Source organism: Streptomyces sp. NPDC006012, from assembly GCF_042871185.1.
In the GTDB taxonomy this organism is placed as follows: domain Bacteria; phylum Actinomycetota; class Actinomycetes; order Streptomycetales; family Streptomycetaceae; genus Streptomyces.
This window is the reverse complement of sequence record NZ_JBIAIE010000001.1, coordinates 219,332-241,803: the sequence shown is the minus strand read 5'-3', so window position 1 is coordinate 241,803 and position 22,472 is coordinate 219,332. Positions and strand designations below refer to the sequence as shown.

The window sequence follows — 22,472 nt, the reverse complement described above, 5'->3', positions numbered from 1 at the left end:
GCGCCTGGTGGAACAATCGCCGCATGGCGGAAATCCTCCAGAAGGACGGCTCCTGGGTGTTCGACGGCGACGCCCTCCGGCTCACGCCGGGGCGGGACAAGGGCGTCGGCCTGCTCCGCCGGACCCTCGGCGAACTGCTCGTCCCGCTGGAAGCGGTGGCGGGGATCTCGTTCGAGCAGGGCCGAAAGGCGGGCCTGCTGCGGCTGCGGCTGCGCGACGGCGCGGACCCGCTGCTGCACGCCACCGGCGGCCGGCTCACCGAGCCGCACGACCCGTACCGGCTCGTCGTGGAGTCGGACCGCTACGGCGTCGCCGAGTACTTCACGGACGAGGTCCGGGCCGCGCTGCTGCTGAACCGGGTGCCGGCCGACCCGGTGACCGCGTTCCTGCTGCCCGGCCCGCCCGTCCCGCTGTCGGTCTCCGCCGGGGACGGCACGGCGGTCTTCGACGGTGAGCAGGTCCGCCTGGAGTGGAACTGGAAGACCGAGGACGCCAAGTCCGCCGCCGGGACCCGGACCCTCGCCGTCGGTGACATCACCGGCGTGGAGTGGCAGCCGGCCGCCGGGCTGGAGAACGGGCAGCTGCGCTTCACCGTGCGGGGCGCGGCCGGCCAGGCGCCCGCCAAGTACGACCCCAACGCGGTGGAGCTGTGGGGTTTCAAGCGGGACCCGCTGATGGCGCTGGTCGCCGCCGCCGTGCAGGCCCGGCTGCCGCACCCGTCGGCGCCCCAGGAGACCGCGGCGCCGGACGCCGGGCCGCCGCCGTCGGGCGCACCCGGGCCCGGGCCCGGCGCCGGGGACGACCACGACGCGCTGCTGCGGCGGCTGCGCGAACTCGGCGAGCTGCACCGGGACGGAGTGCTCACCGACGAGGAGTTCGGCATGGCGAAGCGGGCGGTCCTCAAACGCATGTGAGGACCGCCCGCACACCGGTCGGTGCGTCCCGCACTGCGGACGCACCCGCCGTCACCTGGCCTTGCGCGCCACGGTGAAGTGGTCGACCTGGTCACCGGTCTCGGCGATGCCGCGCACCGTCAGGGTGGCGTTGCGGCCCTTGCTCGCCGGGGTGACGTCCACCCGCAGGAACGAGTAGTCGAGGTAGCGCACGCGCGACCAGGTGACCGTCTCGTTCTGCTTGCCGTCCTTGGTGTTGATGAAGGAGGCCACCGAGTCGACCTCGTGCTCGTGGCCCTCGTAGGACAGCGGGGCGCTGAACGCGTACAGGCTCTTGCCGGCCGCGCCCGCCGTCACGTAGACGACGCCCTCGGTCTCGGGGTAGGCGGTGCCGCCGATCGGGAGCTTCTTGGTGACGGCGCCCGCCTTGATGACGTCGGTGCGCTCGTACTGGTGGTTGTGACCGTTGATGACCAGGTCCACGGTGTACTTCTCGAACAGCGGCACCCACTCGCCCCGCACCCCGCCCTCGGAGGCGTGCGCGGTGGAGGTGCAGTAGGCGCAGTGGTGGAAGAAGACGACGATGAAGTCGATGTCCCGGGCGGCCCGGTACTTCTTCAGCTGGGTCTCCAGCCACTTGGTCTGGGTGCCGCCGGAGATGCCGAGGTTGGCGGGGATCTCGAAGGAGATGTCGTTGGCGTCGAGCGAGATGACCGCGGTGTTGCCGTAGACGAAGGAGTAGACGCCCGGCAGGTTCTCCTTGTCGGGGCCGTTGTCCGGCAGGGTCCAGCGGGCGTCCTCGCCGCCGTAGCCGTTGGGCGAGTACCAGGCTTCCATGTCGTGGTTTCCGTACGCCGGCATCCACGGCACGGACTTGGCGACCGACTCGGTCTGGGCGAGGAACTGGTCCCAGACGCGGGAGTCGAAGCCCGTGTCGGTGGGCTTGCCCTGGCCGGCCGGGTCGCCGTAGGCGATGTCACCGGCGTGCAGGTGGAAGGCCGGGTTCTGGCCCAGGATCAGGGCGTTGTTCGCGAGGCCGTGGTAGCTGACGCCCTCGTCGCCGAAGGCGGTGAAGGTGAACGGCTCCTTGTGGGCGGGGGCGGTGGTGAAGGTGCCCACGGTGCCCGCGAGATGCGGCTGGGCCGGGTCGAAGCCCTGGTGGCCGACGCCGTAGTAGTAGGTGCTGCCCGGGCGCAGGTGGGTCAGCTTGGCATGGACGTAGTACTGCGTGTGGTCGCCGCTGGCGCCGACACCGGCCGGCGTGTACAGGGTGCGGACCTCGGCGTCGATCTTGCGGGAGAGGTCCCAGGGGTGGGCGCCGATCCGGATGAAGGGCTTCTTGACGGCGACCGGGACCTGCCAGGACACCGTGATCTCGGTGCGCGGGTCGTTGCCGTAGGCGAGGTGGCGGCCGAAGGGGGCGACGTAGGCGCCGTCGACGGTCTCGGTGGCCGGAGCGGTGTGCTGGGTCGGGACGGCGGCCTGGGCGACGGCCCCCGGCACGAACGCGCCACCGGCGACGGCGCCGAGCGTGACCGCACCGCCCCTGATCATCGTGCGCCGCGAGAACCTGGCGCGGAGGTACTCATGCTGCTCGGCCATGCTCATGCGCTCGGCCAACTTCTCGGGTACGCCCATGCGTGGGATGTCCATGGTGTCTGAAACTTGTCTTCACAGACGACCGAACACAAGACGCCGAATGGACGGTTTGCAAACAGCGCACCATGAAACCTTCAAGGGCTCCAAAGCCGCGATCCTGCCCGATATCGGGCAGGTTCCTTGCGAAACCGGCGCCCGTACCCCAGGATCTACGGGTGCACGATGAACTGGTCGATCACCTGACGCGATCCACGGCGCTCGGCCGGGGCGAGGCGCTGCGGGTGGTCCAGGACGTCCTCGCCTTCTTCGACGAGACGACCGAGGACTACGTCCGTCGCCGCCACCGCGAACTCCAGGCCCAGGGCCTGGTGAACACGGCGATCTTCGAACGGATCGAGGCGGACCTGAAGTACCGGGCGGTGGCGCCGCCCGAACTGACGCTCAGACAACTGCGGCGCATCGTGTACGGCTGAACGTCGGGTACGGCCGCGAACCGGTGACCGGCCGGTCGCCCCGACCGGTCAACCGGCCGCCCGGCGAACCAGCCGCCGAGCCAAACAGCCAAACAATCGAACAGCCGAACATTTAAACACAGACAGAGGAATACCCATATATGTGCGGAATTGTCGGATACATCGGGAAGCGTGATGTCGCACCGCTGCTCCTGGAGGGTCTGCAGCGCCTGGAGTACCGCGGCTACGACTCCGCGGGCATCGCCATCACCGCCCCGAAGGCGTCGGCCCTGAAGACGGTCAAGGCCAAGGGCCGGGTGCGCGACCTGGAGGCCCGCATCCCCGCGCGCTTCAGGGGCACCACCGGCATCGCCCACACCCGCTGGGCCACCCACGGCGCCCCCTCCGACGTGAACGCGCATCCGCACCTGTCGGCCGACGGCAAGGTCGCCGTCGTGCACAACGGCATCATCGACAACGCCGCCGACCTGCGCCGCAAGCTGGCGGCGGACGGCGTGGAGTTCCTCTCCGAGACCGACACCGAGGTCCTCACCCATCTGATCGCCCGCTCCCCGGCCGAGAAGCTGGAGGACAAGGTCCGCGAGACCCTCCGGGTGATCGAGGGCACCTACGGCATCGCCGTCCTGCACGCCGACCACCCCGACCGCATCGTGGTGGCCCGCAACGGCTCCCCGGTCGTCCTGGGCATCGGCGAGAAGGAGATGTTCGTCGCCTCCGACGTGGCCGCCCTGGTCGCGCACACCCGCCAGATAGTGACCCTCGACGACGGCGAGATGGCCACCCTCAAAGCCGACGACTTCCGCACCTACACCACGGAGGGCACGCGCACCACCGCCGAGCCCACCACCGTGGAGTGGGAGGCCGAGTCGTACGACATGGGCGGCCACGACACCTACATGCACAAGGAGATCCACGAGCAGGCCGAGGCGGTCGACCGGGTGCTGCGCGGCCGGATCATCGACCGTTTCTCCACCGTGCACCTCGGCGGGCTCAACCTGGACGCCCGCGAGGCCCGGCGGATCCGCCGGGTGAAGATCCTCGGCTGCGGCACCTCGTACCACGCGGGCATGATCGGCGCCCAGATGATCGAGGAGCTGGCCCGCATCCCCGCCGACGCCGAGCCCGCCTCGGAGTTCCGCTACCGCAACGCCGTCGTCGACCCCGACACGCTGTACGTCGCGGTCTCCCAGTCCGGTGAGACGTACGACGTGCTGGCGGCCGTGCAGGAGCTGAAGCGCAAGGGCGCCCGGGTGCTGGGCATCGTCAACGTCGTGGGCTCGGCGATCGCCCGCGAGGCGGACGGCGGCATGTACGTCCACGCCGGCCCCGAGGTCTGCGTGGTGTCCACCAAGTGCTTCACCAACACCACCGTCGCCTTCGCGCTCCTCGCCCTGCACCTGGGCCGCACCCGCGACCTCTCCGTCCGCGACGGCAAGCGGATCATCGAGGGCCTGCGCCGGCTGCCCGAGCAGATCACCGAGATCCTGAAGCAGGAGGAGCAGATCAAGGAGCTGGCCGAACAGTACGCGGCGGCCCGCTCGATGCTGTTCATCGGCCGCGTCCGCGGCTACCCGGTGGCCCGTGAGGCATCCCTGAAGCTCAAGGAGGTCTCCTACATCCACGCGGAGGCCTATCCGGCCTCGGAGCTGAAGCACGGCCCGCTCGCGCTGATCGAGCCCGCCCTGCCGACGGTCGCGATCGTGCCGGACGACGACCTGCTGGAGAAGAACCGCGCCGCCCTGGAGGAGATCAAGGCCCGCAGCGGCAAGATCCTCGCGGTGGCCCACCAGGAGCAGGACAAGGCGGACCAGACGATCGTCGTCCCGAAGAACGAGGACGAGCTGGACCCGATCCTGATGGGCATTCCGCTCCAGCTGCTCGCCTACCACACGGCGAAGGCCCTGGGCCGCGACATCGACAAGCCGCGCAACCTCGCGAAGTCGGTCACGGTGGAGTAGCCGCCGCGAACGGAACGGACCCCCGTGGGTGCTGCCGGCCACGGGGGTCCGCTCGCGTCACCGGGGGGACACCCTGCCCCGGCGCAGGCTGCCCGTCAGCCGGCGGCCGTCACCCCCCGGCCGGGGGCAGCGCGGCGCGGCAGGACCGTCGGCCAGTGGGCGAGGGCCGCCGTAGCCGCGTACCAGGCCACCGCGCCCGCGGCGACGGCGAACCAGCCGCCGGCCTTCGCGAGCGAGCCGCTGGTCGCAAACTGCGCGATGGCGAGCAGCACCAGGGAGACGAGGAACAGACCGTAGGTGCCCTGCGTGAGCGGATCGCGGCCGGCGAGGGTCAGCGTGAGCGTCACGAGGGCGAACAGGAGCAGGAAGAGTCCGGCGGCGTCGTGCGAGACCTGGGTGCCCGCCGAGACGGCCCAGGTGAACCAGAGGGCACCGAGTACCGAATAGGCCGTGCCGGTGGCGGAGTCGCGGTCGCGGAACGCCAACAGGCCGGCGACGAACAGCGTGACACCGCCCACGTAGCGGGCCAGTGACACGGCGTCGGAGGCCGCCACACCGTCGATCACCCCGGTGTGGCCGATCCCGAAGGCCAACAGGGTGACGCCGAGGGCGAGTCGGCCGACGACCGTGGTGGTGCTTCCCGCTGAGACGTCTTTGTCCATGGCGGGCTCCCTTCATGCGGGTGCAGGTCTGCGGTGCCCCGTATATGCCCTTCACAAGGGCACAAACACCTCTACGTGCCGGTAGGTTCGGGCATCGCAGGCCCTGCGCGCAGCTCCGCACATCGGGGTGGCGACGTGCGGAACAGCGGGTGGCCGAAGGGAGTTGACGGCGCGCGGGACGGCCCGGAACGACCTGGGCCGACCGGGACGTTGGAGACAGTGAGGGACGACAGGGGACGACGGTCAGGGACGGCTAGGGGATGACCACCACGGGCCGCTGCGCCCGTTTGGCGAGCCGGCCGGCCACCGAGCCGAAGATCCGGCCCACGATGCCGTGCGTGGAGCCGACGACGATCGCGTCCGCCTCGTACTCCCGCCCGACCTCTTCGAGTTCGTGGCAGATGTCGCCGCCGCGCTCGACGAGGATCCAAGGCACCTCGGCCAGATACTCCGCACAGGCGAGTTCCAGGCCCAGGACCTCGGTGCGGTGGTCGGGCACGTCGACGAAGACCGGTGGCTCGCAGCCCGCCCACACCGTGGTGGGCAGCCGGTTGGCGACGTGGACGATGATCAGACCGGACTGGGAGCGGTGGGCCATGCCGATCGCGTAGGCGAGGGCGCGCTCACTGGAAGTGGAGCCGTCGAAACCGACGACGACTCCGTGTTTGAAAGCTGGATCGCAGGTAGGGCGTGACTCTTCAGCCGCCAGGGGATCGGCCGCCGTGGGGTCGGCGACCGGCCGCTTGCGGTCCGCGGGTTCGAAGAATTCGTGACCGGCCATGGGTGTCTCGGCGTTGTGATCCTCGTGGGACGACAGGGTGCGGCGGAGCTGTGTCCGGGAAGCGTGTTCCCAACCCCATACCCCCAAGGGTACGGCGGCACGCCTCCTTAAGCCCAGATCCCGCGCAGGCACCGCGGGGTTCCAGGGAGCATGCACGAGGGGCGCCCGGAACGCAATGCTTGCTGTGCTGTACAGGCGGTTTGCACAGGATTCCGTTACGCGGGGGGCACCCGGCGGTCACCGCCGTGAGTGACCGACCGGCCGACCACGCGTTGATCAGCGTGAGCCACGCCACAGGGAGCACACATGTCCGGACCCGCCACCCGTTCCGGGGGCCGCCACGCCACCCGGCCCGCCGGGTCCGCCCCGGACACCGGGTCCGGCCGGTCCGCCCGGCCCGAGCCCCCGACCCCGCCCTCACCATCCCCTTCAGCCCCGTCCGCTCCTTCAGCCCCGCCCGCCCTGTCAGCCACGCCAGTCCCGCCCGCCCCGGCCGGATCCGCCCCGGACGCGGCGACCGACGTCGTGCGCTGGGGCGTGTTCAGCTGCTTCCTGGTCCCGGTGGTCCTCCTCTGGTACGGCGCCTCGCTCGCCGGCACCGCGGGCACCGCCTTCGGCCTCGCCGCCGTCACCGCCGCCTGCCGCGTCCTGCTGCGCCGCTCCGAACGTTGCGCACAGCAAAGAGGCGGACGTCACACCCGGGGCGGTACACCGGTCGGCTGACCGGTTTTTATGCACGCCTCCGCTGGTTTTCAGCCAACTTCTGAACACCCTCCGGGCCGTGGGTGAAGCACCCCTCAACCCCCGTTCCACCTGCACGGAAAGGGTCTCGGAGGGCGTGCGCACCCTACGTGGTTTGGCCACTGCGACGAGGCGCACTTCCCTACGCGGCACACGAGTGCAACGCTTCGTGATCGAATGCTTTACGCCAAGTTGTCATGTCGACAATGTGCCGGATGTCGAACTGGTCACCGCGGCACATCGGGACACAGTAGATTTGATCTTGATTGTCGTATGGCGGGGGACTCGTGCAGGACCGAGGGGAAACGTGCAGGAGCGACACAACCGAGGAGCCGCGACCACCGAGGGGGGCTTAGCAGGATGAGCCACGACTCCACTGCCGCGCCGGAAGCCGCGGCCCGGAAACTTTCCGGGCGACGCCGCAAGGAGATCGTCGCGGTGCTGCTGTTCAGCGGCGGCCCCATCTTCGAGAGTTCCATACCGCTGTCGGTGTTCGGCATCGACCGCCAGGACGCCGGAGTACCGCGCTACCGCCTGCTGGTGGCCGCCGGTGAGGAAAGCCCACTGCGGACCACAGGGGGCCTTGAACTCACCGCGCCACACGGGCTGGAGGCGATCTCCCGCGCGGGTACGGTCGTCGTGCCGGCCTGGCGGTCGATCACCGCGCCGCCGCCCGATGACGCACTCGACGCGCTGCGCCGCGCGCACGAGGAGGGCGCCCGCATCGTGGGCCTGTGCACCGGCGCGTTCGTCCTGGCGGCCGCGGGCCTGCTGGACGGCCGCCCGGCCACCACCCACTGGATGTACGCACCGACGCTGGCCAAGCGCTACCCGTCGGTGCACGTCGATCCCAGAGAACTGTTCGTCGACGACGGCGACGTCCTGACGTCCGCGGGCACGGCCGCCGGGATCGACCTGTGTCTGCACATCGTGCGCACGGACCACGGCAACGAGGCGGCCGGCGCGCTCGCCCGGCGCCTGGTGGTCCCGCCGCGCCGCAGCGGCGGTCAGGAGCGCTACCTCGACCGGTCTTTACCGGAGGAGATCGGCGCCGACCCGCTCGCCGAGGTCGTCGCCTGGGCGCTGGAGCACCTCCACGAGCAGTTCGACGTGGAGACGCTGGCCGCACGCGCGTACATGAGCCGCCGTACGTTCGACCGCCGCTTCCGCTCGCTCACCGGGAGCGCGCCGCTGCAGTGGCTGATCACCCAGCGCGTGCTGCAGGCGCAGCGGCTCCTGGAGACATCGGACTACTCGGTGGACGAGGTCGCCGGCCGCTGCGGCTTCCGCTCGCCGGTGGCGCTGCGCGGCCACTTCCGCCGCCAGCTCGGCTCCTCCCCCGCCGCCTACCGTGCCGCCTACCGGGCACGCAGGCCGCAGCACGAGCGGTCGATGGACGGGGAGAGCGCGATGTCCCAGGCCGGGCTCGGTGGACCGGGGGCCGCGGGGCCGACCGGCCCGGTCGGAGCGATGCCCTCCCTGCTGCACCCGGAGAGCGGGGTGCCGATGCAGGCGCGGCGCGCGGCCGCGATGAGCCTGCCGGGGCCGCGGTCCGGCGCATGACGCGATGAGGAACAGGGGCCCGGGGCACAGTGCACCGGGCCCCTGTTCCGTACCCGGGCCGGTGGCGGCGCCGTACGCCGCGGCGTGACCCCGCACACGGCCGGTTCCGTAACCGGCTACGGGCCGTAAGGTTAGACATATGAACGATCGCATGGTGTGGATCGACTGCGAGATGACCGGCCTCTCGCTGTCGGACGACGCGCTCATCGAGGTTGCCGCCCTCGTCACCGACTCCGAGCTGAACGTGCTCGGCGAGGGTGTGGACATCGTCATCCGCCCGCCGGACGCGGCGCTGGAGACGATGCCCGAAGTGGTGCGCCAGATGCACACCGCGTCCGGACTGCTCGACGAACTGCCCGGCGGGACCACGCTGGCCGACGCGGAGGAACAGGTCCTGGCCTACGTACGGGAGCACGTGAAGGAGCCGGGCAAGGCCCCGCTGTGCGGCAACTCCGTCGGCACCGACCGCGGCTTCCTGCTGCGCGACATGCCCACGCTGGAGGACTACCTCCACTACCGGATCGTGGACGTCTCCAGCGTCAAGGAACTCGCCCGCCGCTGGTACCCGCGCGCCTACTTCAACAGCCCGGAGAAGAACGGCAATCACCGCGCCCTCGCCGACATCCGCGAGTCCATCGCCGAACTGCGCTACTACCGCGAGGCCATCTTCGTCCCCCAGCCGGGCCCCGACTCGGACACCGCCAGGACGATCGCGGCCAAGCACGTCCTGCCGGCCGGCTGAGCGCACGTCCGGCCGGACCGGGACATCCACGGTCCGCCGTACCGGTGTACCAGCGTCCGCCGTACCGCCGTCCGTCAGCCGGTCGGCGGCGCCGGAAAAGCCGTGCACGAGCACCCCTTCGGACCCTGTACACTTTTTCTCGGCCGGTCGGAAACAACACAGTAACCGCTGGTCGTGGTGGGTGTAGCTCAGATGGTAGAGCACCTGGTTGTGGTCCAGGATGTCGCGGGTTCGAGTCCCGTCACTCACCCTTGAAGATCAAGGCCCCTGACCTTGCCAGGTCAGGGGCCTTGGTGTTTGCCCAGCTCACTGGAGTACGACGGGGGCCCAGCCGTCCGTCAGGGCCCTTGGGTCCGGATCATGGCGAACATCGTGGGGCGGCCCCGTTCAAGGGCCGGACCGAGGTCGATCAGGAGGGCCTTCCTTGAGCGCGGCGACTCGGTAGCCTGCCGTGTCCTGCACGGCAGGTCACCTCGCCACGAAGATCACTTGCTGCGACTGCTGGCAGGTCGTGGTGCCTGAACCGGCGTCGTCCGGGCGGCCGGGAGGGAACTGGGCCGGGTGGAGGCGGCCTTACTGACACCGGCTGGCTGCTCCATGGAAGTGGCTACGCCGGGCGGCGTATACCGCATGGCTGCCACCGACGGTGTGTACACCGGCGCCGGAGTCGCGGTGGGCGCCACTGGCGAAGGCGGGCCGGAAAGCGGCGACAGGAGCGCGCCGAACGCCACGGACGGAATCGGGCCGGGAACCGGTGGCGGGGGCGGGTTGAACGCCGCTGGTGGAGCCGGGTCGGGGGCCATCGGCGGGAACGGGAACGCCCCTGGCGGCGCAGTCAGGATGCCGAACGGCGACGCATCCGGGCTGGACTCCGTCGACGGAATCGGGCCGGGGGGCGCATACACCAGCGGGCTGGACGCCGCCGACGGGAACGGGCTGCCGGCCGTGTCCGGGAGCGGGGTGGCCGACGCCGCTGCCTGCAGAGTCAAGCTGGACGCCGAAAACGGGGTGAAGTCCGGTTTCGGGAGCAAGGGGGCGGCCACTGCCTGGAGGGACGCCGCTGCCTGAGCAGTCGAGCTGGGCGGCGCCGACGGGGTGGGGCTGGAGGCCGTCGACGGCCACCAGCGGGACTTCGCGGATTTCAGGATGGTGGCGCCGAGCCGCAGAGCCTCTGCGCCCCCCACCACTCCGGCCCCGGCGGCCTGCACCGGGTTGCTTTTCAACGCGGCTCCCGCGGACCACGCGGCCGCACCGAGCACGTGCCCTACGAAGTCCTTGTCCTGCATGGCAGCCACGCCGAATCCCGCCGCTGTGCCGGCAAAAGCAAATGCGCGAGCCACAGGATGGCTCGTGTAGTTGGCGCCGACGAACGCGGCCATCTCGGCCGCATCGACCAGTGCTTGGCCCACGCCCTCCTTGCCCTGGGAATACCGCATCCACGCATCGGCCAAATTGGCGACGGTGTTTATGCCCGCCCCCACGGCTTGCCCGAGCGGGCTGTCGGCGACTATCGAGGCCGTCCACACACCGGTACCGATGGCGGTGGCCATGTTTGCTGCGGCCAACTTGCGATCTTCGGGCCACTCATCTGCTGCTTTTATCCCGTTATAGGTGGCAAGGTTAGCAAAACCGGCCGCCTTGAGGGAACTACTTGTCTCTCCGTAGCCGACCGAATAGCCGCCCGCCACCAAGGTAAAAGCGTTGGTCATGGCAACTTTTTTAGCCAAGTCCAAGATGCTTTTTCGTCCGCTCGCATGACCCTGTGCCTCCTCGTCGGAGGCTGGTTCCAGGGCTAGCCCCGCCTCCAATCTCCTCAAGTCGATGCCCGCCGTTTCTTCGGCTTCAGCATCTCCTCCCGATCGGTGAACCGACACAGTCATGTGAGCACCTTTCGCCCCGACCTCGGAAATATGGGAATTTCAATTGCCGCGCTGCGGGTGGGTCCGCGCATCCAGAACAACCACTCAGGATCCGCGAAGCCTCGTTACAATCCCCTCCCATCCCCGACGTTTGCGGCACGATATGCCGACTTCGTCCTACGGGGCGGAAGTCGGCGGGGAGCGCTCTCGACACTCCCGGACGGAATCTACTCCACAAAGATTTCAACTACCACTGCTCCTTTGTTAACGATTCGATCGACCGGCACCCCAAGTCGCGAGCCAGGTAGGAGCATGGGGGCGCGGCGGGCCGACCAGCGCCCTGCGATACCGAATGTGTTGCTTTGCACCGTTATCGAAGAGTTTCTTTATGCCGGTCCGGACGAGTCGGACCCCGGCGAGGATCTCGTGGCAGCCCGCACCGAAAAGATCACGAACCGCTCGCGTCCCTCAGCCCGATGAAGAGGTGTGACCGGACCAGTGGACAGCCGTGGTGAGGAGACGGTGGACGACTCGGAACTGCGAGCTGCCGCCGAACCGGCCGGTGAGGTGGGCGAGGTCGTACGCGACTCCGGGACGGAGCTGACCGCCACCGGCACCGGTTACGGAACACGCCGCGCAAACTGCTGGGCGTACGCGTGCCCAGGACCGATCCCGCCGAGCGGGAGCTGTGCTGATGCGGTGGGCGCTGCTGCGCGAGCCGGCCCTGCTGGTGCTGCGTCCGGCCCGGCTGCTGCCGCTGACGGTGGGCACCGTCCTGGGCAGTGCGGTCGCGGTGGCTCCGGACGGCCGCGCTCGGTGCGGGCGTCCTCGGACTGGGCCTACTGCTGCGGGCGCCCGGGAGCCGGTGGCACGGGTGGCCCGGCGGCCGTCCCCGGACGGCGGGGAGCCGCCGGGATGATGCCCGGGCCCACGGCGGGCAGGAGCCACGCCCCCGCGGCTACGACGACGTACGAATCACCAGCTCCGTCGGCAGGACCTCGTGCCGGCGTTCCCTGGGGAGCGAGAGCGGCGGGCGGCGGTACGCGATCTCCGTCAGGAGCAGGTCGAGCATCGCGCGGCCCATCTCCTCGATGGGCTGGCGGACGCTGGTCAGCGGCGGGTCCATGTGGCGGGCGATGGCCGAGTCGTCGTAACCGATCAGGGCCACGTCGTCCGGGATGCGGCGGCCCGCCGCGCGCAGCGCCTGGCGGGCGCCCGCCGCAGTGACGTCCGAACCGGCGAAGACCGCGTCCAGGCCGGGGCTGCGCTCCAGCAGCCTGGTCATCGCGCTGCGGCCGCCGTCCTCGGTGAAGTCGCCCGGTTCGAGGAGGAGTTCGTCCACCGGGTGGCCCGCGTCCCGCAGGGCGTCGCGGTAGCCGTCGACGCGCCGCTGAGCACCGTACACGTCGACGCGTCCGGTGATGTGGGCGATCGTGCGCCGCCCGCGGGCGAGCAGGTGCTCGACGGCCGAGCGGGCACCGCCGTAGTTGTCGGAGTCCACCGAGGCCAGCGTCTCCGCCGCCGAGCGCGGGCCGCTGATCACCGCCGGGATCCCCGACTGGGCCAGCAGATCGGGCAGCGGGTCGTCGGCGTGCACGGACACCAGGAGCACGCCGTCCACCCGGTGCGCCGCCAGGTACTGGGCCAGCCGGCGGCGCTCGCGGTCGCTGCCCGCGAAGATCAGCAGCAACTGCAGCTCGGTCTCGGACAGTTCGGCCCCCACACCGCGCAGCATGTCCGAGAAGTACGGCTCCGCGAAGAACCGGGTCTCCGGCTCGGGGACGACCAGGGCGATGGAGTCCGTACGGTTCGCGGCGAGGGCGCGGGCCGCCGTGTTCGGTACGTACCCCAGCTCGGCGACCGCCGCCTCCACCGCGGCCCGCGTCGTCTCGCTGACCCGCGGCGAACCGTTGATCACCCGGGAGACCGTGCCACGGCCGACACCGGCGCGCGCGGCGACCTCTTCGAGGGTCGGCCGACGGCCACTGCGCCCCCGCGCTCCGTGGCTTGCCATGGGCTCCCGCCTCCCTGCACCGGCAATCTCGCTGGTCTGGAATCTAACAGCCCGGCCTGCACGGGTCGCCGTGCGCTGCCGCCGGCAGGGCGGAGGGGAACAGAAGAACAGAAGGGCAGAAGGACACCCCCGACCGACGGCCGCCGACCCCCGACCATCGGCCCCCACCCCGCCCTCACCGCGCCACCCGCCCCCCGTCCGACGGCCCCCGTCCGACCCGCCCCCACGCCCCAGTTAACAGGCAGATAACCGAACGCAGTTGTCCGTGTCGGCTCCCTTGACACCCCCGCTCGAACCGACGACTCTTCAACACATCGATGGTGGGAGCGCTCCCACACCACCTCACACATACACGTCCTGCACGTTCCCCGCCCGAGCCGCAGCACGTACCAACGGGCCCGACAGCGCAGTCGGCCGGGGGGTCGGCACATCAGGAAACAGGAGGACTCCATGCGCACGAGTACCCGCCGGTCCCGCAAACTGGTGGTCTTCGCGGCCGTCGCCGCGCTCGCCACGGGGGCACTGGCCGGCTGCGCCAGCGACGCCGACGACGGTTCGTCCAACTCGGACAGCGGCAACGGCGACGGCACGGGCAAGACCACCTTGACCATCGGAACCTTCGGTGTCTTCGGCTACAAGCAGGCCGGTCTGTACGACGAGTACATGAAGCTCCACCCTGACATCACCATCAAGGAGAACGTCACCACCCGTACCGATGTCTACTGGCCCAAGGTGCTCACCAGGCTCCAGGCCGGTTCCGGCACCGACGACGTCCAGGCCATCGAGGTCGGCAACATCACCGAGGCCGTGCAGACGCAGGGCGACAAGTTCGTCGACCTCGGCAAGGACGTCGACAAGTCCCAGTGGCTGGACTGGAAGAACGCCCAGGCGACCACCAAGGACGGCAAGCTGATCGGGCTCGGCACCGACATCGGACCGATGGCGGTCTGCTACCGCAAGGACCTGTTCGAGAGGGCCGGTCTTGAGACCGACCGGACCAAGCTCGCCGCGCAGTGGAAGGGCGACTGGGCCAAGTACGTCGACCTCGGCAAGGAGTACATGAAGAAGGCGCCGTCCGGCACCAAGTTCGTGGACTCCGCCTCCTCCGTCTACAACGCGGCGGTGGGCGGCGCGACCGAGCGGTACTACGACAAGGACGGCAACGTCGTCTGGGACAGGTCCCCGGGCGTGAAGAAGGCCTGGGACGCGGCGATGACCGTCGCCACCAGCGACATGTCGGCGAAGCTGAAGCAGTTCGACCCGACCTGGGACCAGGGGTTCGCCAACGGCACCTTCGCCACCGTCGCCTGCCCGGCCTGGATGATCGGCTACATCGAGCAGAAGACCGGTGACTCCGGCAAGGGCAAGTGGGACGTGGCGGCGGCGCCGGCGGCCTCCAACTGGGGCGGCTCCTTCCTCGGCGTGCCGACCGCGGCCAAGCACCAGAAGGAGGCTGTCGCGCTGGCGAAGTGGCTGACCGCGCCCGAACAGCAGGCGAAGGTGTTCGCCAAGCAGGCCAGCTTCCCGTCGGTTCCGTCGGCGTACCCGGACCTGAAGCCGCAGGCCGCCACCACGGCGTACTTCGCGAACGCGCCGCTCACTCAGATCTTCTCCGACGCGGCGAAGGTCATCCCCGCGCAGCCCCTCGGCCCCAAGGACAAGCCGATCGACACCGCGATCAGCGACATCGGCATCCTCCAGGTGGAACAGAAGGGCAAGTCCCCGGCGCAGGGCTGGGACGCGGCCAAGAACGAGATCAAGGACGTGCTCGGCCAGTGACCGGCTCGAAGCAGGCCCTGGCGCAGACCGCGCCGAGTGCCGACGCCGCGCCCGGCTCCCCGCCGGGCGCGGCCCCCGGCGCTCGCGGTCGCGGTGCGCCGGCGGGCGCCGACTCCTGGCGCAGCCGGCTGTACCGCTGGGACATGAAGGCGTCGCCGTACGCGTTCGTAGCCCCCTTCTTCATCCTCTTCGGGGCCTTCTCGCTGGTCCCGCTGCTGTACACGGCCTGGTACTCGCTGCACGACGTGCAGCTGTCGTCGCTGGACCACCAGACCTGGGCGGGCCTGCACAACTACCAGAACCTGCTGTCCTCGGACTTCTTCTGGAACGCGCTGCGCAACACCCTCACCATCGGGCTGATCTCGACCGTCCCGCAGCTGCTGGCGGCGCTCGGGCTCGCGCATCTGCTCAACTACCGGCTGCGCGGCTCGACCGTGTGGCGCGTGGTGATGCTCACCCCGTACGCCACGTCGGTCGCGGCGGCGACGCTGGTGTTCACGCTGCTGTACTCCTGGGACGGCGGCATGGTCAACTGGATCCTGCACTTCGTCGGCGTGGATCCGGTCAACTGGCGTGAGTCGGACTGGGGTTCGCAGTTCGCGGTGTCGTCCATCGTGATCTGGCGGTGGACCGGCTACAACGCGCTGATCTACCTGGCGGCGATGCAGGCCATCCCGACCGACCTGTACGAGTCGGCGGCGATCGACGGGGCCAGCCGCTGGCAGCAGTTCCGGCATGTGACGATCCCCCAGCTGCGGCCGACGATCCTGTTCACGGTGGTCGTGTCCACCATCGGGGCGACCCAGCTGTTCGGTGAGCCGCTGCTGTTCGGCGGTGTCAGCGGTTCGAAGGGCGGGGCCGAGCACCAGTACCAGACGCTCGGTCTGTACATGTACGACCAGGGCTGGATCATCGGCAACCTGGGCAAGGCATCGGCGATCGCCTGGTCGATGTTCCTCCTCCTGGTGATCATCGCGCTGATCAACATGCTGTTCGTCCGACGCCTGAGGAAGTCCCAATGACCACCAGTGAACTCAGCCTCCCGCGCGGGACGGGCACCGAGCGGCGCGGACGCGGACGACGCCGGGTGATGGGCGCGGGCAAGCAGCTGCACGCGGGCCCGGTCGCCTATGTCGTGCTGGCCGTCTTCGCGCTGGTCTCCCTGGCGCCGCTGGTGTGGACGGCGATCGCGGCCTCCCGCACCGACCGGCGGCTGGCCGAGACCCCGCCGCCGCTGTGGTTCGGCGGCAACCTGTTCAAGAACCTGCAGTCCGCCTGGGACGAGGCCGGGCTGGGCAGCGCCATGGTCAACTCCGTGATCGTGGCGGGCACCATCACGATCAGTACGGTGCTGTTCGCGACCATGGCCGGGTTCGCCTTCGCCAAGCTGCGGTTCCGGTTCTCCGGTCTCCTGCTGCTGCTGACGATCGGCACGATGATGATCCCGCCGCAGCTGGCGGTCGTACCGCTGTACCTGTGGATGTCGGATCTCGGCTGGTCGAACCAGTTGCAGACGGTGATCCTGCCGAGCCTGGTGACCGCGTTCGGCACGTTCTTCATGCGGCAGTACCTGGTGCAGGCGCTGCCGACCGAACTGGTCGAGGCGGCCCGGGTGGACGGGGCGGGCAGTCTGCGGATCCTGTGGCACGTGGTGTTCCCGGCGGCGCGGCCGGCGATGGCCGTGCTCGGCCTGCTGACCTTCGTGTTCGCCTGGAACGACTTCCTGTGGCCGATCATCGCCCTGACCCAGCAGAACCCCACCGTGCAGGTCGCCCTCAACTCGCTCGGCACCGGCTACGTACCGGACCAGGCGGTGATCATGGCGGGCGCGCTGCTCGGCACGCTGCCGCTGCTGGCCGCCTTCCTGCTGTTCGGCAAGCAGATCGTGGGCGGCATCATGCAGGGCGCGATCAAGGGCTGACCCGCCCCGGCCGCCGGGGACCGGGGGCCGGGCCACCGCCGCCCCGGCCCCGGTACTCCCCTTCCCCTACTCCTCCTCCCGCCCTCTCCCACCCCCTTCCTCCCCTTCCTCCTCCCCGACCCCTCGATGGGAGCGCTTCCATGCCTGAACCCGTTACCCCCGTGAGTTTCCCCTCCGCCTTCCTCTGGGGCGCCGCGACCTCCGCGTACCAGATCGAGGGGGCGGCACGGGAGGGCGGCCGTACCCCTTCGATCTGGGACACCTTCAGCCACACGCCCGGCAGGACGGCCGGCGGCGACACCGGTGACGTCGCGGTCGACCACTACCACCGCTACCGCGAGGACGTGGCGCTGATGGCCCGGCTGGGCCTGAACGCGTACCGGTTCTCGGTCTCCTGGCCGCGGGTGCAGCCCACGGGCCGGGGCCCGGCCGTCCAGGTGGGCCTGGACTTCTACCGCCGCCTGGTCGACGACCTGCTGGCCGCCGGCATCAAGCCGGCCGTCACCCTCTACCACTGGGACCTGCCCCAGGAGCTGGAGGACGCGGGCGGCTGGCCGGAGCGGGACACCGCCCACCGGTTCGCCGAGTACGCGCAGATCGTCGGGGAGGCGCTGGGCGACCGGGTGGAGCAGTGGATCACCCTCAACGAGCCCTGGTGCAGCGCCTTCCTGGGCTACGCCTCCGGGGTGCACGCACCGGGCCGGACCGAACCGGTGGCCTCGCTGCGGGCCGCACACCACCTCAACCTGGCGCACGGCCTCGCCACCACGGCGCTGCGTTCGGTGCTGCCGAAGCACGCCTCGATCGCGCTCAGCCTCAACTCCTCCGTGGTGCGCACGGTTACGCAGGACCCGGCTGACCTGGTGGCGGGCCGGCAGATCGACGACCTGGCCAACGGCATCTTCCACGGCCCGATCCTGCACGGCGCGTACCCGGGGACGCTGTTCGAGTCCACGGCGTCGCTCACCGACTGGTCGTACGTCCACGACGGCGACCTCCGGGCGATCCATCAGCCGCTGGACGCGCTGGGCCTCAACTACTACACGCCCACACTGGTCTCCGCGAGCGGGCCGGACACCGCCGGACACCAGGCGGACGGACACGGGGCGAGCGAGCACTCGCCCTGGCCGGGCGCCGACGGCGTGACCTTCCACCAGACCCCGGGCGAACGCACGGAGATGGGCTGGACCGTCGACCCGACGGGCCTGCACGAACTGATCATGCGGTACGCGCGACAGGCCCCCGGTCTGGCGCTGTACGTGACGGAGAACGGAGCCGCCTTCGACGACAAGCCGGACCAGGACGGCCGGGTCCACGACCCGGAGCGCGTCGCCTATCTGCACGGCCACCTGTCGGCGGTCCACCGGGCGGTCGCGGACGGCGCGGACGTACGGGGCTACTACCTGTGGTCCCTGATGGACAACTTCGAGTGGGGCTACGGCTACGAGAAGCGGTTCGGCGCGGTGTACGTCGACTACGCCACGCTGGAGCGGACGCCGAAGTCGAGCGCGCAGTGGTACGGGCAGGCCGCCCGGTCCGGTGCGCTGCCGCCGGCCGGAACCCCGTAGTCCGGCGGCGCGGTCAGCGGAACACGGAGGGCGGCGGCGCGGGTGAGGCCACCGCCGCCGCGTCCGTCACGGGGAGTGCGCCGCCGGTGAAGTCGGCGAGGGGCCTGCCGTGTTCGACCCGCCCTGGGTGCGGGTCGCAGGCCGCCCGCCGGGTCAGTTCGGCGATCGGCAGCGGGCCGTCGGCGGCGACCAGGACCGCGTTGCCGAACCGCTTGCCGCGCAGCACGGCCGGGTCGGCGACCAGCGCCACCCCGGCGAAGCGGGCGGCGGCGGTGGCGATCTGGCCGCGCAGGTGGGCGAGCGGCGGGCCATCGGCGAGGTTGGCCGCGTAGACGCCGGTGGGGGCGAGCGCGCGGCGGACCTCGTCGAGGAATTCGGCCGAGGTGAGGTGGGCGGGTGTCCGGGCGCCGCTGAACACGTCGGTGACGACCAGGTCGGCCCAGCCGTCCGGGACCTTGGCGAGGCCCGCACGCGCGTCCGTCGATCGCACCCGGATCCGGGCGGCCGGGTCCAAGGGGAGCCGGCTGCGTACGAGTTCGACGAGCCGGGTGTCGCGTTCGACGACCTGCTGGGTGGAGCGGGGGCGGGTGGCGGCGATGTACCGGGCGAGGGTGCAGGCACCGCCGCCGAGGTGCACGGCGTGCAGTGGCCTTCCGGGCGGGGCGGCCAGGTCGACGACGTGGCCGAGCCGGCGCTGGTACTCGAAGGAGAGGTGGGCGGGGTCGTCGAGGTCGACGTGCGACTGCGGCGCCCCGTCGATCAGCAGCGTCCAGGCCCGCCGGCGGTCCGGATCGGGCACCAGCTGCGCCAGCCCACCGTCGACACGCTCGGCGACGACATCGGCGTCCGCCGCACGACGCCCGGATTTCCTTGCCCTGCCCACCCGGCCATTCTCGCAGCCGCCGTTTCCCCCGGCCCAGCGGCGTCCGAGGGCCGCGGAACGGCACCCCGCGGGGCGCCGGCCCCGCCACCTTCACCGTGCACAGGAACGGGATATTGCGCGGCCGGTCACGGCGCACGCCGCACCCACCCCGCGGCACAGCTCCCGTACCGCCCGCTCGCCGCACTCCGGCCAAGCGTCAACGGCAGCTGTCCGCGGCCTTGATCAGCCGAGCCGCCTCCCCCAGGGCACGCCGCAGCACCGACGGGTCCGTCGCCAGGTCGGCCTCACCGGGCGGCAGCAGCCAGTCCGAGCCCGCGACCGGGGGCTCCCGGTGCAGGCTCAGCCCGCGCCCGTCGGTCTCCGTGCAGGTGCTGCCCGGGACGTCCCAGGCAGCCGCGGTCCCCGGGGGCACGAGGAAGCCGAGGGTCTCGCCCCCGTCGTCGTGCAGGACGGGTCCCACCGCCTCCCCGGCTCCTCGCCGCAGGATGTCGACCGCCTCCAGACCCTGTCGGGTCGGCACCGTCACGAGGTCGCACGATTTCGGCGACGACATGGACGACACGATCGACATACCAAGATCGTTGCTCCGGCTGGTCTCCATCCGGGCCTCCACCACGCAGCATCTTGCAGTCCACCCCGTCCAACGAGACAGGACGTCAACAGCTACGCGCCGGGCCGCCGCAAAGGATGGCAGTTCATGGCAGATCGCAGGGCGGATATCCGGTTTGTGGCCAAACACTGTGTGGCGGGTGGGTCGCAGCGGGTACGTTCTTGCCCGCCGGATGAAGGGTGCCTCACGGGCAACTCTCCTTGAATCATCCCGAATCCGGCATGGTTCGACGGTTCGCACGAGAGGACCCCCGGCCATGGCGTCGTCAACGGTGACCTCGTCACAGCCCGACCGGCCGCCGCGGCCGAACCTTGCCTTCCGGCAGTTGCGCGGCCGGCGTTCACCCGCCGAGTTCGCGGCGCAGGTACGACGTGCCGCCCGCGAGATCGGTGAGCGAGTGAGCTGTGACGCGCGCTACGTCGGCCGGGTGGAGGCAGGTGAGATCCGCTGCCCGAACTACGCGTACGAACGGGTGTTCCTGCACATGTTCCCCGGCCGCACGCTCGCCGACCTCGGCTTCGCGCCCCGCTCGTCCGTCCGCGGACGCGCGGCACGCCCGGCCGGGGACGCGTCCTCTGCGGCAGGCACCCACCCGGTGCCCGCAGCGGGCGGGACGGGTGCGGCAGTCGAGCCGGAGGACCCGTACGACACGCACCAGAACCACGAGGAGAGCGACGTGCTGCGTCGCGCATTCATGACCGGCGGGGGCGCCACGGTGGCCGCCGCCCTGGGACCCTTCGCCCTCACCACCGACACCGCGGCCGGGCCCGCGGACCGGCCGTACCGGCGGGCCGGATCGAGCGAGGCCACGGCCCTCGAAGAAGCCGTCCGCCGGATCCGGCTGCTCGACGACCGGCACGGCGCGGACGGCCTCTACCGGCGCGCGGCGGCCCCGCTGCGCGCCGCCTACACGCTGCTGGACGCGGGAGCGACCCGGCAGACGACCGTCGACCGGCTGCACTCGGGCGCCGGCGAGCTGGCCATCTCGGTGGGCTGGCTGGCGCACGACTCCGGGCGGTTCGACGACGCGCGTTCGCACTACGCGGAGGCGCTGGCGACCGCCCGGATGATCGCGGACCCGGCCCTGGAGGCGCACGCCTTCTGCAACACGGCGTTCCTCGCGCGGGACGCCGGACGGCCGCGGGAGGCGGTGCGGGCGGCTCAGGCCGCGCAGCGGGTGGGGCGCGCACTGGGCTCCGCGCGCCTGATGTCGCTGCTCGCACTGCGCGAGGCGGGCGGCTGGGCGGGGCTCGCCGACCGCACGGGCTGCGAACAGGCGCTGGCCCGGGCCCAGGCCCTGTACGAACGAGGACGCTCGGACGCCGACCCCGAGTGGATGAGTTTCTACGGGCAGGCCGAACTGGAGGGGCTGGAGGCCCAGTGCTGGTCCATGCTGGGCGACTGGCCGCGCGCGGCCCGGCACGCCCGCCGCGCGGCCCAGCTCCAGGACCCGCACTTCACCCGGAACATCGCCCTGTACACGGCGGAACTCGCCGACGACCTCGCGCGCGGGGGCCTTCCCGACGAGGCCGCGCAGGCCGGGATCCGGGTGCTCGGCCTGCTGGACCAGGTCCAGTCGTCCCGGGTCCACTCGATACTCGCGGGGACGGCACGCGTGCTGCTGCCGCACCGCAGGGCGTCGGGGGTGTCCGAGTTCCTGGAGCGGCACGCCTCGCTGCCGCGCACCGTGTGAGGACACCCACCCCGCCGGCGGGGTGAGCACGGTCACCCCGCGAGGTGGCCCAGGTCGTTCCAGCTCTCGATCGCCGGTTCGCCGTAGGCCCAGCCGAGGACCGACAGGGACGCGGGGCCGAGGCGGATGCGCGCGGCGAAGTCGAGCGGCAGGCCCAGCCACCGCGCCCCTATGGAGCGCAGGATGTGCCCGTGGGCGAAGACCAGGACGTCACGGTCCGCGGACCTGGCCCAGGCCACCACCTCGTCCGCCCGTGCCGTCATCCCGGCCAGGTCCTCGCCCCCGGGGACACCGTCCCGCCAGATGAGCCAGCCGGGGCGGACGGCCTGGATCTCGGCGGGGGTCATGCCCTCGTAGGCGCCGTAGTCCCACTCCAGGAGCGTGTCCCAGACGGCGGCCCGCCCGCCGAATCCGGCCAGTTCGCACGTCTCACGCGCGCGTGCCAGCGGGCTGGTGCGCACCTCGGCCCCGGGCAGGCCGTCGAACGGCGGCCGGTGCAGCCGCTCGCCGAGCAGCTTGGCCCCCGTCCGCCCCTCCTCCAGGAGCGGCACGTCGGTTCTGCCGGTGTGCTGGCCGGACAGCGACCACTGCGTCTGTCCGTGCCGGGCCAGCAGGATGCGGGGTGCCATGACGGGGGCCTTTCCGGGGCAGGGCGGTGCCGGACCGGTCCGCGGTCCAGGGAGCACGAGGGGTCGGAACGAACGGGCGGGAGGAGGGGTGGATCCAGGAGGCC

Annotated in this window: 20 protein-coding genes and 1 tRNA gene; 13 read left to right on the top strand and 8 right to left on the bottom strand. The window is 71.0% G+C overall.

The annotated features are described in order from the left end of the window. Positions 1-23 precede the first annotated feature (23 nt). Positions 24-914, top strand: coding sequence for a DUF4429 domain-containing protein (locus ACFYPJ_RS01090; protein WP_389008485.1), 891 nt, complete (start codon positions 24-26; stop codon positions 912-914). Between the two features lie 51 nt (positions 915-965). Here the strand turns inward: ACFYPJ_RS01090 and ACFYPJ_RS01085 are convergent, their stop codons facing one another. Continuing rightward, entirely contained in the window at positions 966-2,531 is a 1,566-nt protein-coding gene (locus ACFYPJ_RS01085; RefSeq protein ID WP_389010062.1) for a purple acid phosphatase family protein, read from the bottom strand. 176 nt (positions 2,532-2,707) lie between these two features. On the opposite strand from ACFYPJ_RS01085, the gene ACFYPJ_RS01080 reads away from it, so the two are divergent. Next, positions 2,708-2,965: a hypothetical protein gene (locus ACFYPJ_RS01080; RefSeq protein ID WP_389008483.1), complete on the top strand. Its 258-nt coding sequence runs from the start codon at positions 2,708-2,710 to the stop codon at positions 2,963-2,965. Between the two features lie 140 nt (positions 2,966-3,105). Next, on the top strand, positions 3,106-4,923 hold the full coding sequence (gene glmS / locus ACFYPJ_RS01075) for a glutamine--fructose-6-phosphate transaminase (isomerizing) (RefSeq protein WP_389008480.1): 1,818 nt from the start codon (positions 3,106-3,108) through the stop codon (positions 4,921-4,923). Between the two features lie 95 nt (positions 4,924-5,018). On the opposite strand, the gene ACFYPJ_RS01070 is transcribed toward glmS, so the two are convergent. Beyond that, positions 5,019-5,585: a GPR1/FUN34/YaaH family transporter gene (locus ACFYPJ_RS01070; RefSeq protein ID WP_389008477.1), complete on the bottom strand. Its 567-nt coding sequence runs from the start codon at positions 5,583-5,585 to the stop codon at positions 5,019-5,021. Positions 5,586-5,838: 253 nt separating this feature from the next. Next, complete coding sequence (locus tag ACFYPJ_RS01065; protein ID WP_389008474.1) at positions 5,839-6,366, bottom strand: universal stress protein; 528 nt, start codon at positions 6,364-6,366, stop codon at positions 5,839-5,841. Positions 6,367-6,672: 306 nt separating this feature from the next. Here ACFYPJ_RS01065 and ACFYPJ_RS01060 point away from each other — a divergent pair, with 306 nt between their 5' ends. The 4 genes from ACFYPJ_RS01060 (at position 6,673) to ACFYPJ_RS01045 (ending at position 9,662) form a co-directional block, all read left to right on the top strand. After that, on the top strand, positions 6,673-7,089 hold the full coding sequence (locus tag ACFYPJ_RS01060) for a hypothetical protein (protein ID WP_389008471.1): 417 nt from the start codon (positions 6,673-6,675) through the stop codon (positions 7,087-7,089). Between the two features lie 378 nt (positions 7,090-7,467). Continuing rightward, a complete protein-coding gene (locus ACFYPJ_RS01055) occupies positions 7,468-8,670 on the top strand; it encodes a helix-turn-helix domain-containing protein (RefSeq protein WP_389008468.1) in 1,203 nt (400 codons plus the stop codon). 139 nt (positions 8,671-8,809) lie between these two features. Further along, the gene (orn, locus tag ACFYPJ_RS01050; protein WP_389008465.1) at positions 8,810-9,412 is read left to right on the top strand and encodes an oligoribonuclease; all 603 of its coding nucleotides are present in this window, start codon (positions 8,810-8,812) and stop codon (positions 9,410-9,412) included. A 177-nt stretch (positions 9,413-9,589) separates the two neighbouring features. Then, positions 9,590-9,662: transfer RNA gene (locus ACFYPJ_RS01045), tRNA-His, on the top strand. A 235-nt stretch (positions 9,663-9,897) separates the two neighbouring features. Here ACFYPJ_RS01045 and ACFYPJ_RS01040 read toward each other — a convergent pair. Beyond that, positions 9,898-11,292, bottom strand: coding sequence for a hypothetical protein (locus ACFYPJ_RS01040; protein WP_389008462.1), 1,395 nt, complete (start codon positions 11,290-11,292; stop codon positions 9,898-9,900). A 673-nt stretch (positions 11,293-11,965) separates the two neighbouring features. Here ACFYPJ_RS01040 and ACFYPJ_RS01035 point away from each other — a divergent pair. After that, the gene (locus tag ACFYPJ_RS01035; RefSeq protein ID WP_389008460.1) at positions 11,966-12,190 is read left to right on the top strand and encodes a hypothetical protein; all 225 of its coding nucleotides are present in this window, start codon (positions 11,966-11,968) and stop codon (positions 12,188-12,190) included. Between the two features lie 39 nt (positions 12,191-12,229). On the opposite strand, the gene ACFYPJ_RS01030 is transcribed toward ACFYPJ_RS01035, so the two are convergent. Continuing rightward, positions 12,230-13,285, bottom strand: a complete 1,056-nt coding sequence (locus ACFYPJ_RS01030) for a LacI family DNA-binding transcriptional regulator (protein ID WP_389008457.1) — start codon at positions 13,283-13,285, stop codon at positions 12,230-12,232. A 450-nt stretch (positions 13,286-13,735) separates the two neighbouring features. Here ACFYPJ_RS01030 and ACFYPJ_RS01025 point away from each other — a divergent pair, with 450 nt between their 5' ends. The 4 genes from ACFYPJ_RS01025 to ACFYPJ_RS01010 all read left to right on the top strand — a co-directional run bounded on the left by ACFYPJ_RS01025 (position 13,736) and on the right by ACFYPJ_RS01010 (position 18,553). Further along, entirely contained in the window at positions 13,736-15,064 is a 1,329-nt protein-coding gene (locus ACFYPJ_RS01025; RefSeq protein ID WP_389008455.1) for an ABC transporter substrate-binding protein, read from the top strand. Next, the gene (locus ACFYPJ_RS01020; protein ID WP_389008452.1) at positions 15,061-16,086 is read left to right on the top strand and encodes a carbohydrate ABC transporter permease; all 1,026 of its coding nucleotides are present in this window, start codon (positions 15,061-15,063) and stop codon (positions 16,084-16,086) included. The genes ACFYPJ_RS01025 and ACFYPJ_RS01020 overlap by 4 nt, the downstream gene beginning before the upstream one ends. Next, the gene (locus tag ACFYPJ_RS01015; RefSeq protein WP_389008449.1) at positions 16,083-16,985 is read left to right on the top strand and encodes a carbohydrate ABC transporter permease; all 903 of its coding nucleotides are present in this window, start codon (positions 16,083-16,085) and stop codon (positions 16,983-16,985) included. The genes ACFYPJ_RS01020 and ACFYPJ_RS01015 overlap by 4 nt, the downstream gene beginning before the upstream one ends. Before the next feature lie 140 nt (positions 16,986-17,125). Next, positions 17,126-18,553 carry a GH1 family beta-glucosidase gene (locus ACFYPJ_RS01010; protein WP_389008446.1) on the top strand — a complete coding sequence of 476 codons (1,428 nt, stop codon included), beginning with the start codon at positions 17,126-17,128 and terminating at the stop codon, positions 18,551-18,553. Positions 18,554-18,566: 13 nt separating this feature from the next. On the opposite strand, the gene ACFYPJ_RS01005 is transcribed toward ACFYPJ_RS01010, so the two are convergent. After that, positions 18,567-19,436 (bottom strand): spermidine synthase, encoded by an 870-nt coding sequence (locus ACFYPJ_RS01005; protein ID WP_389008443.1) that lies wholly within the window; start codon positions 19,434-19,436, stop codon positions 18,567-18,569. Between the two features lie 196 nt (positions 19,437-19,632). Continuing rightward, a complete protein-coding gene (locus ACFYPJ_RS01000) occupies positions 19,633-20,007 on the bottom strand; it encodes a hypothetical protein (RefSeq protein ID WP_389010059.1) in 375 nt (124 codons plus the stop codon). Positions 20,008-20,302: 295 nt separating this feature from the next. Here ACFYPJ_RS01000 and ACFYPJ_RS00995 point away from each other — a divergent pair, with 295 nt between their 5' ends. Continuing rightward, on the top strand, positions 20,303-21,739 hold the full coding sequence (locus tag ACFYPJ_RS00995) for a hypothetical protein (RefSeq protein WP_389008441.1): 1,437 nt from the start codon (positions 20,303-20,305) through the stop codon (positions 21,737-21,739). Between the two features lie 32 nt (positions 21,740-21,771). Here ACFYPJ_RS00995 and ACFYPJ_RS00990 read toward each other — a convergent pair whose 3' ends face one another. Continuing rightward, positions 21,772-22,368, bottom strand: coding sequence for a histidine phosphatase family protein (locus ACFYPJ_RS00990; RefSeq protein WP_389008438.1), 597 nt, complete (start codon positions 22,366-22,368; stop codon positions 21,772-21,774). Positions 22,369-22,472: the final 104 nt, after the last annotated feature.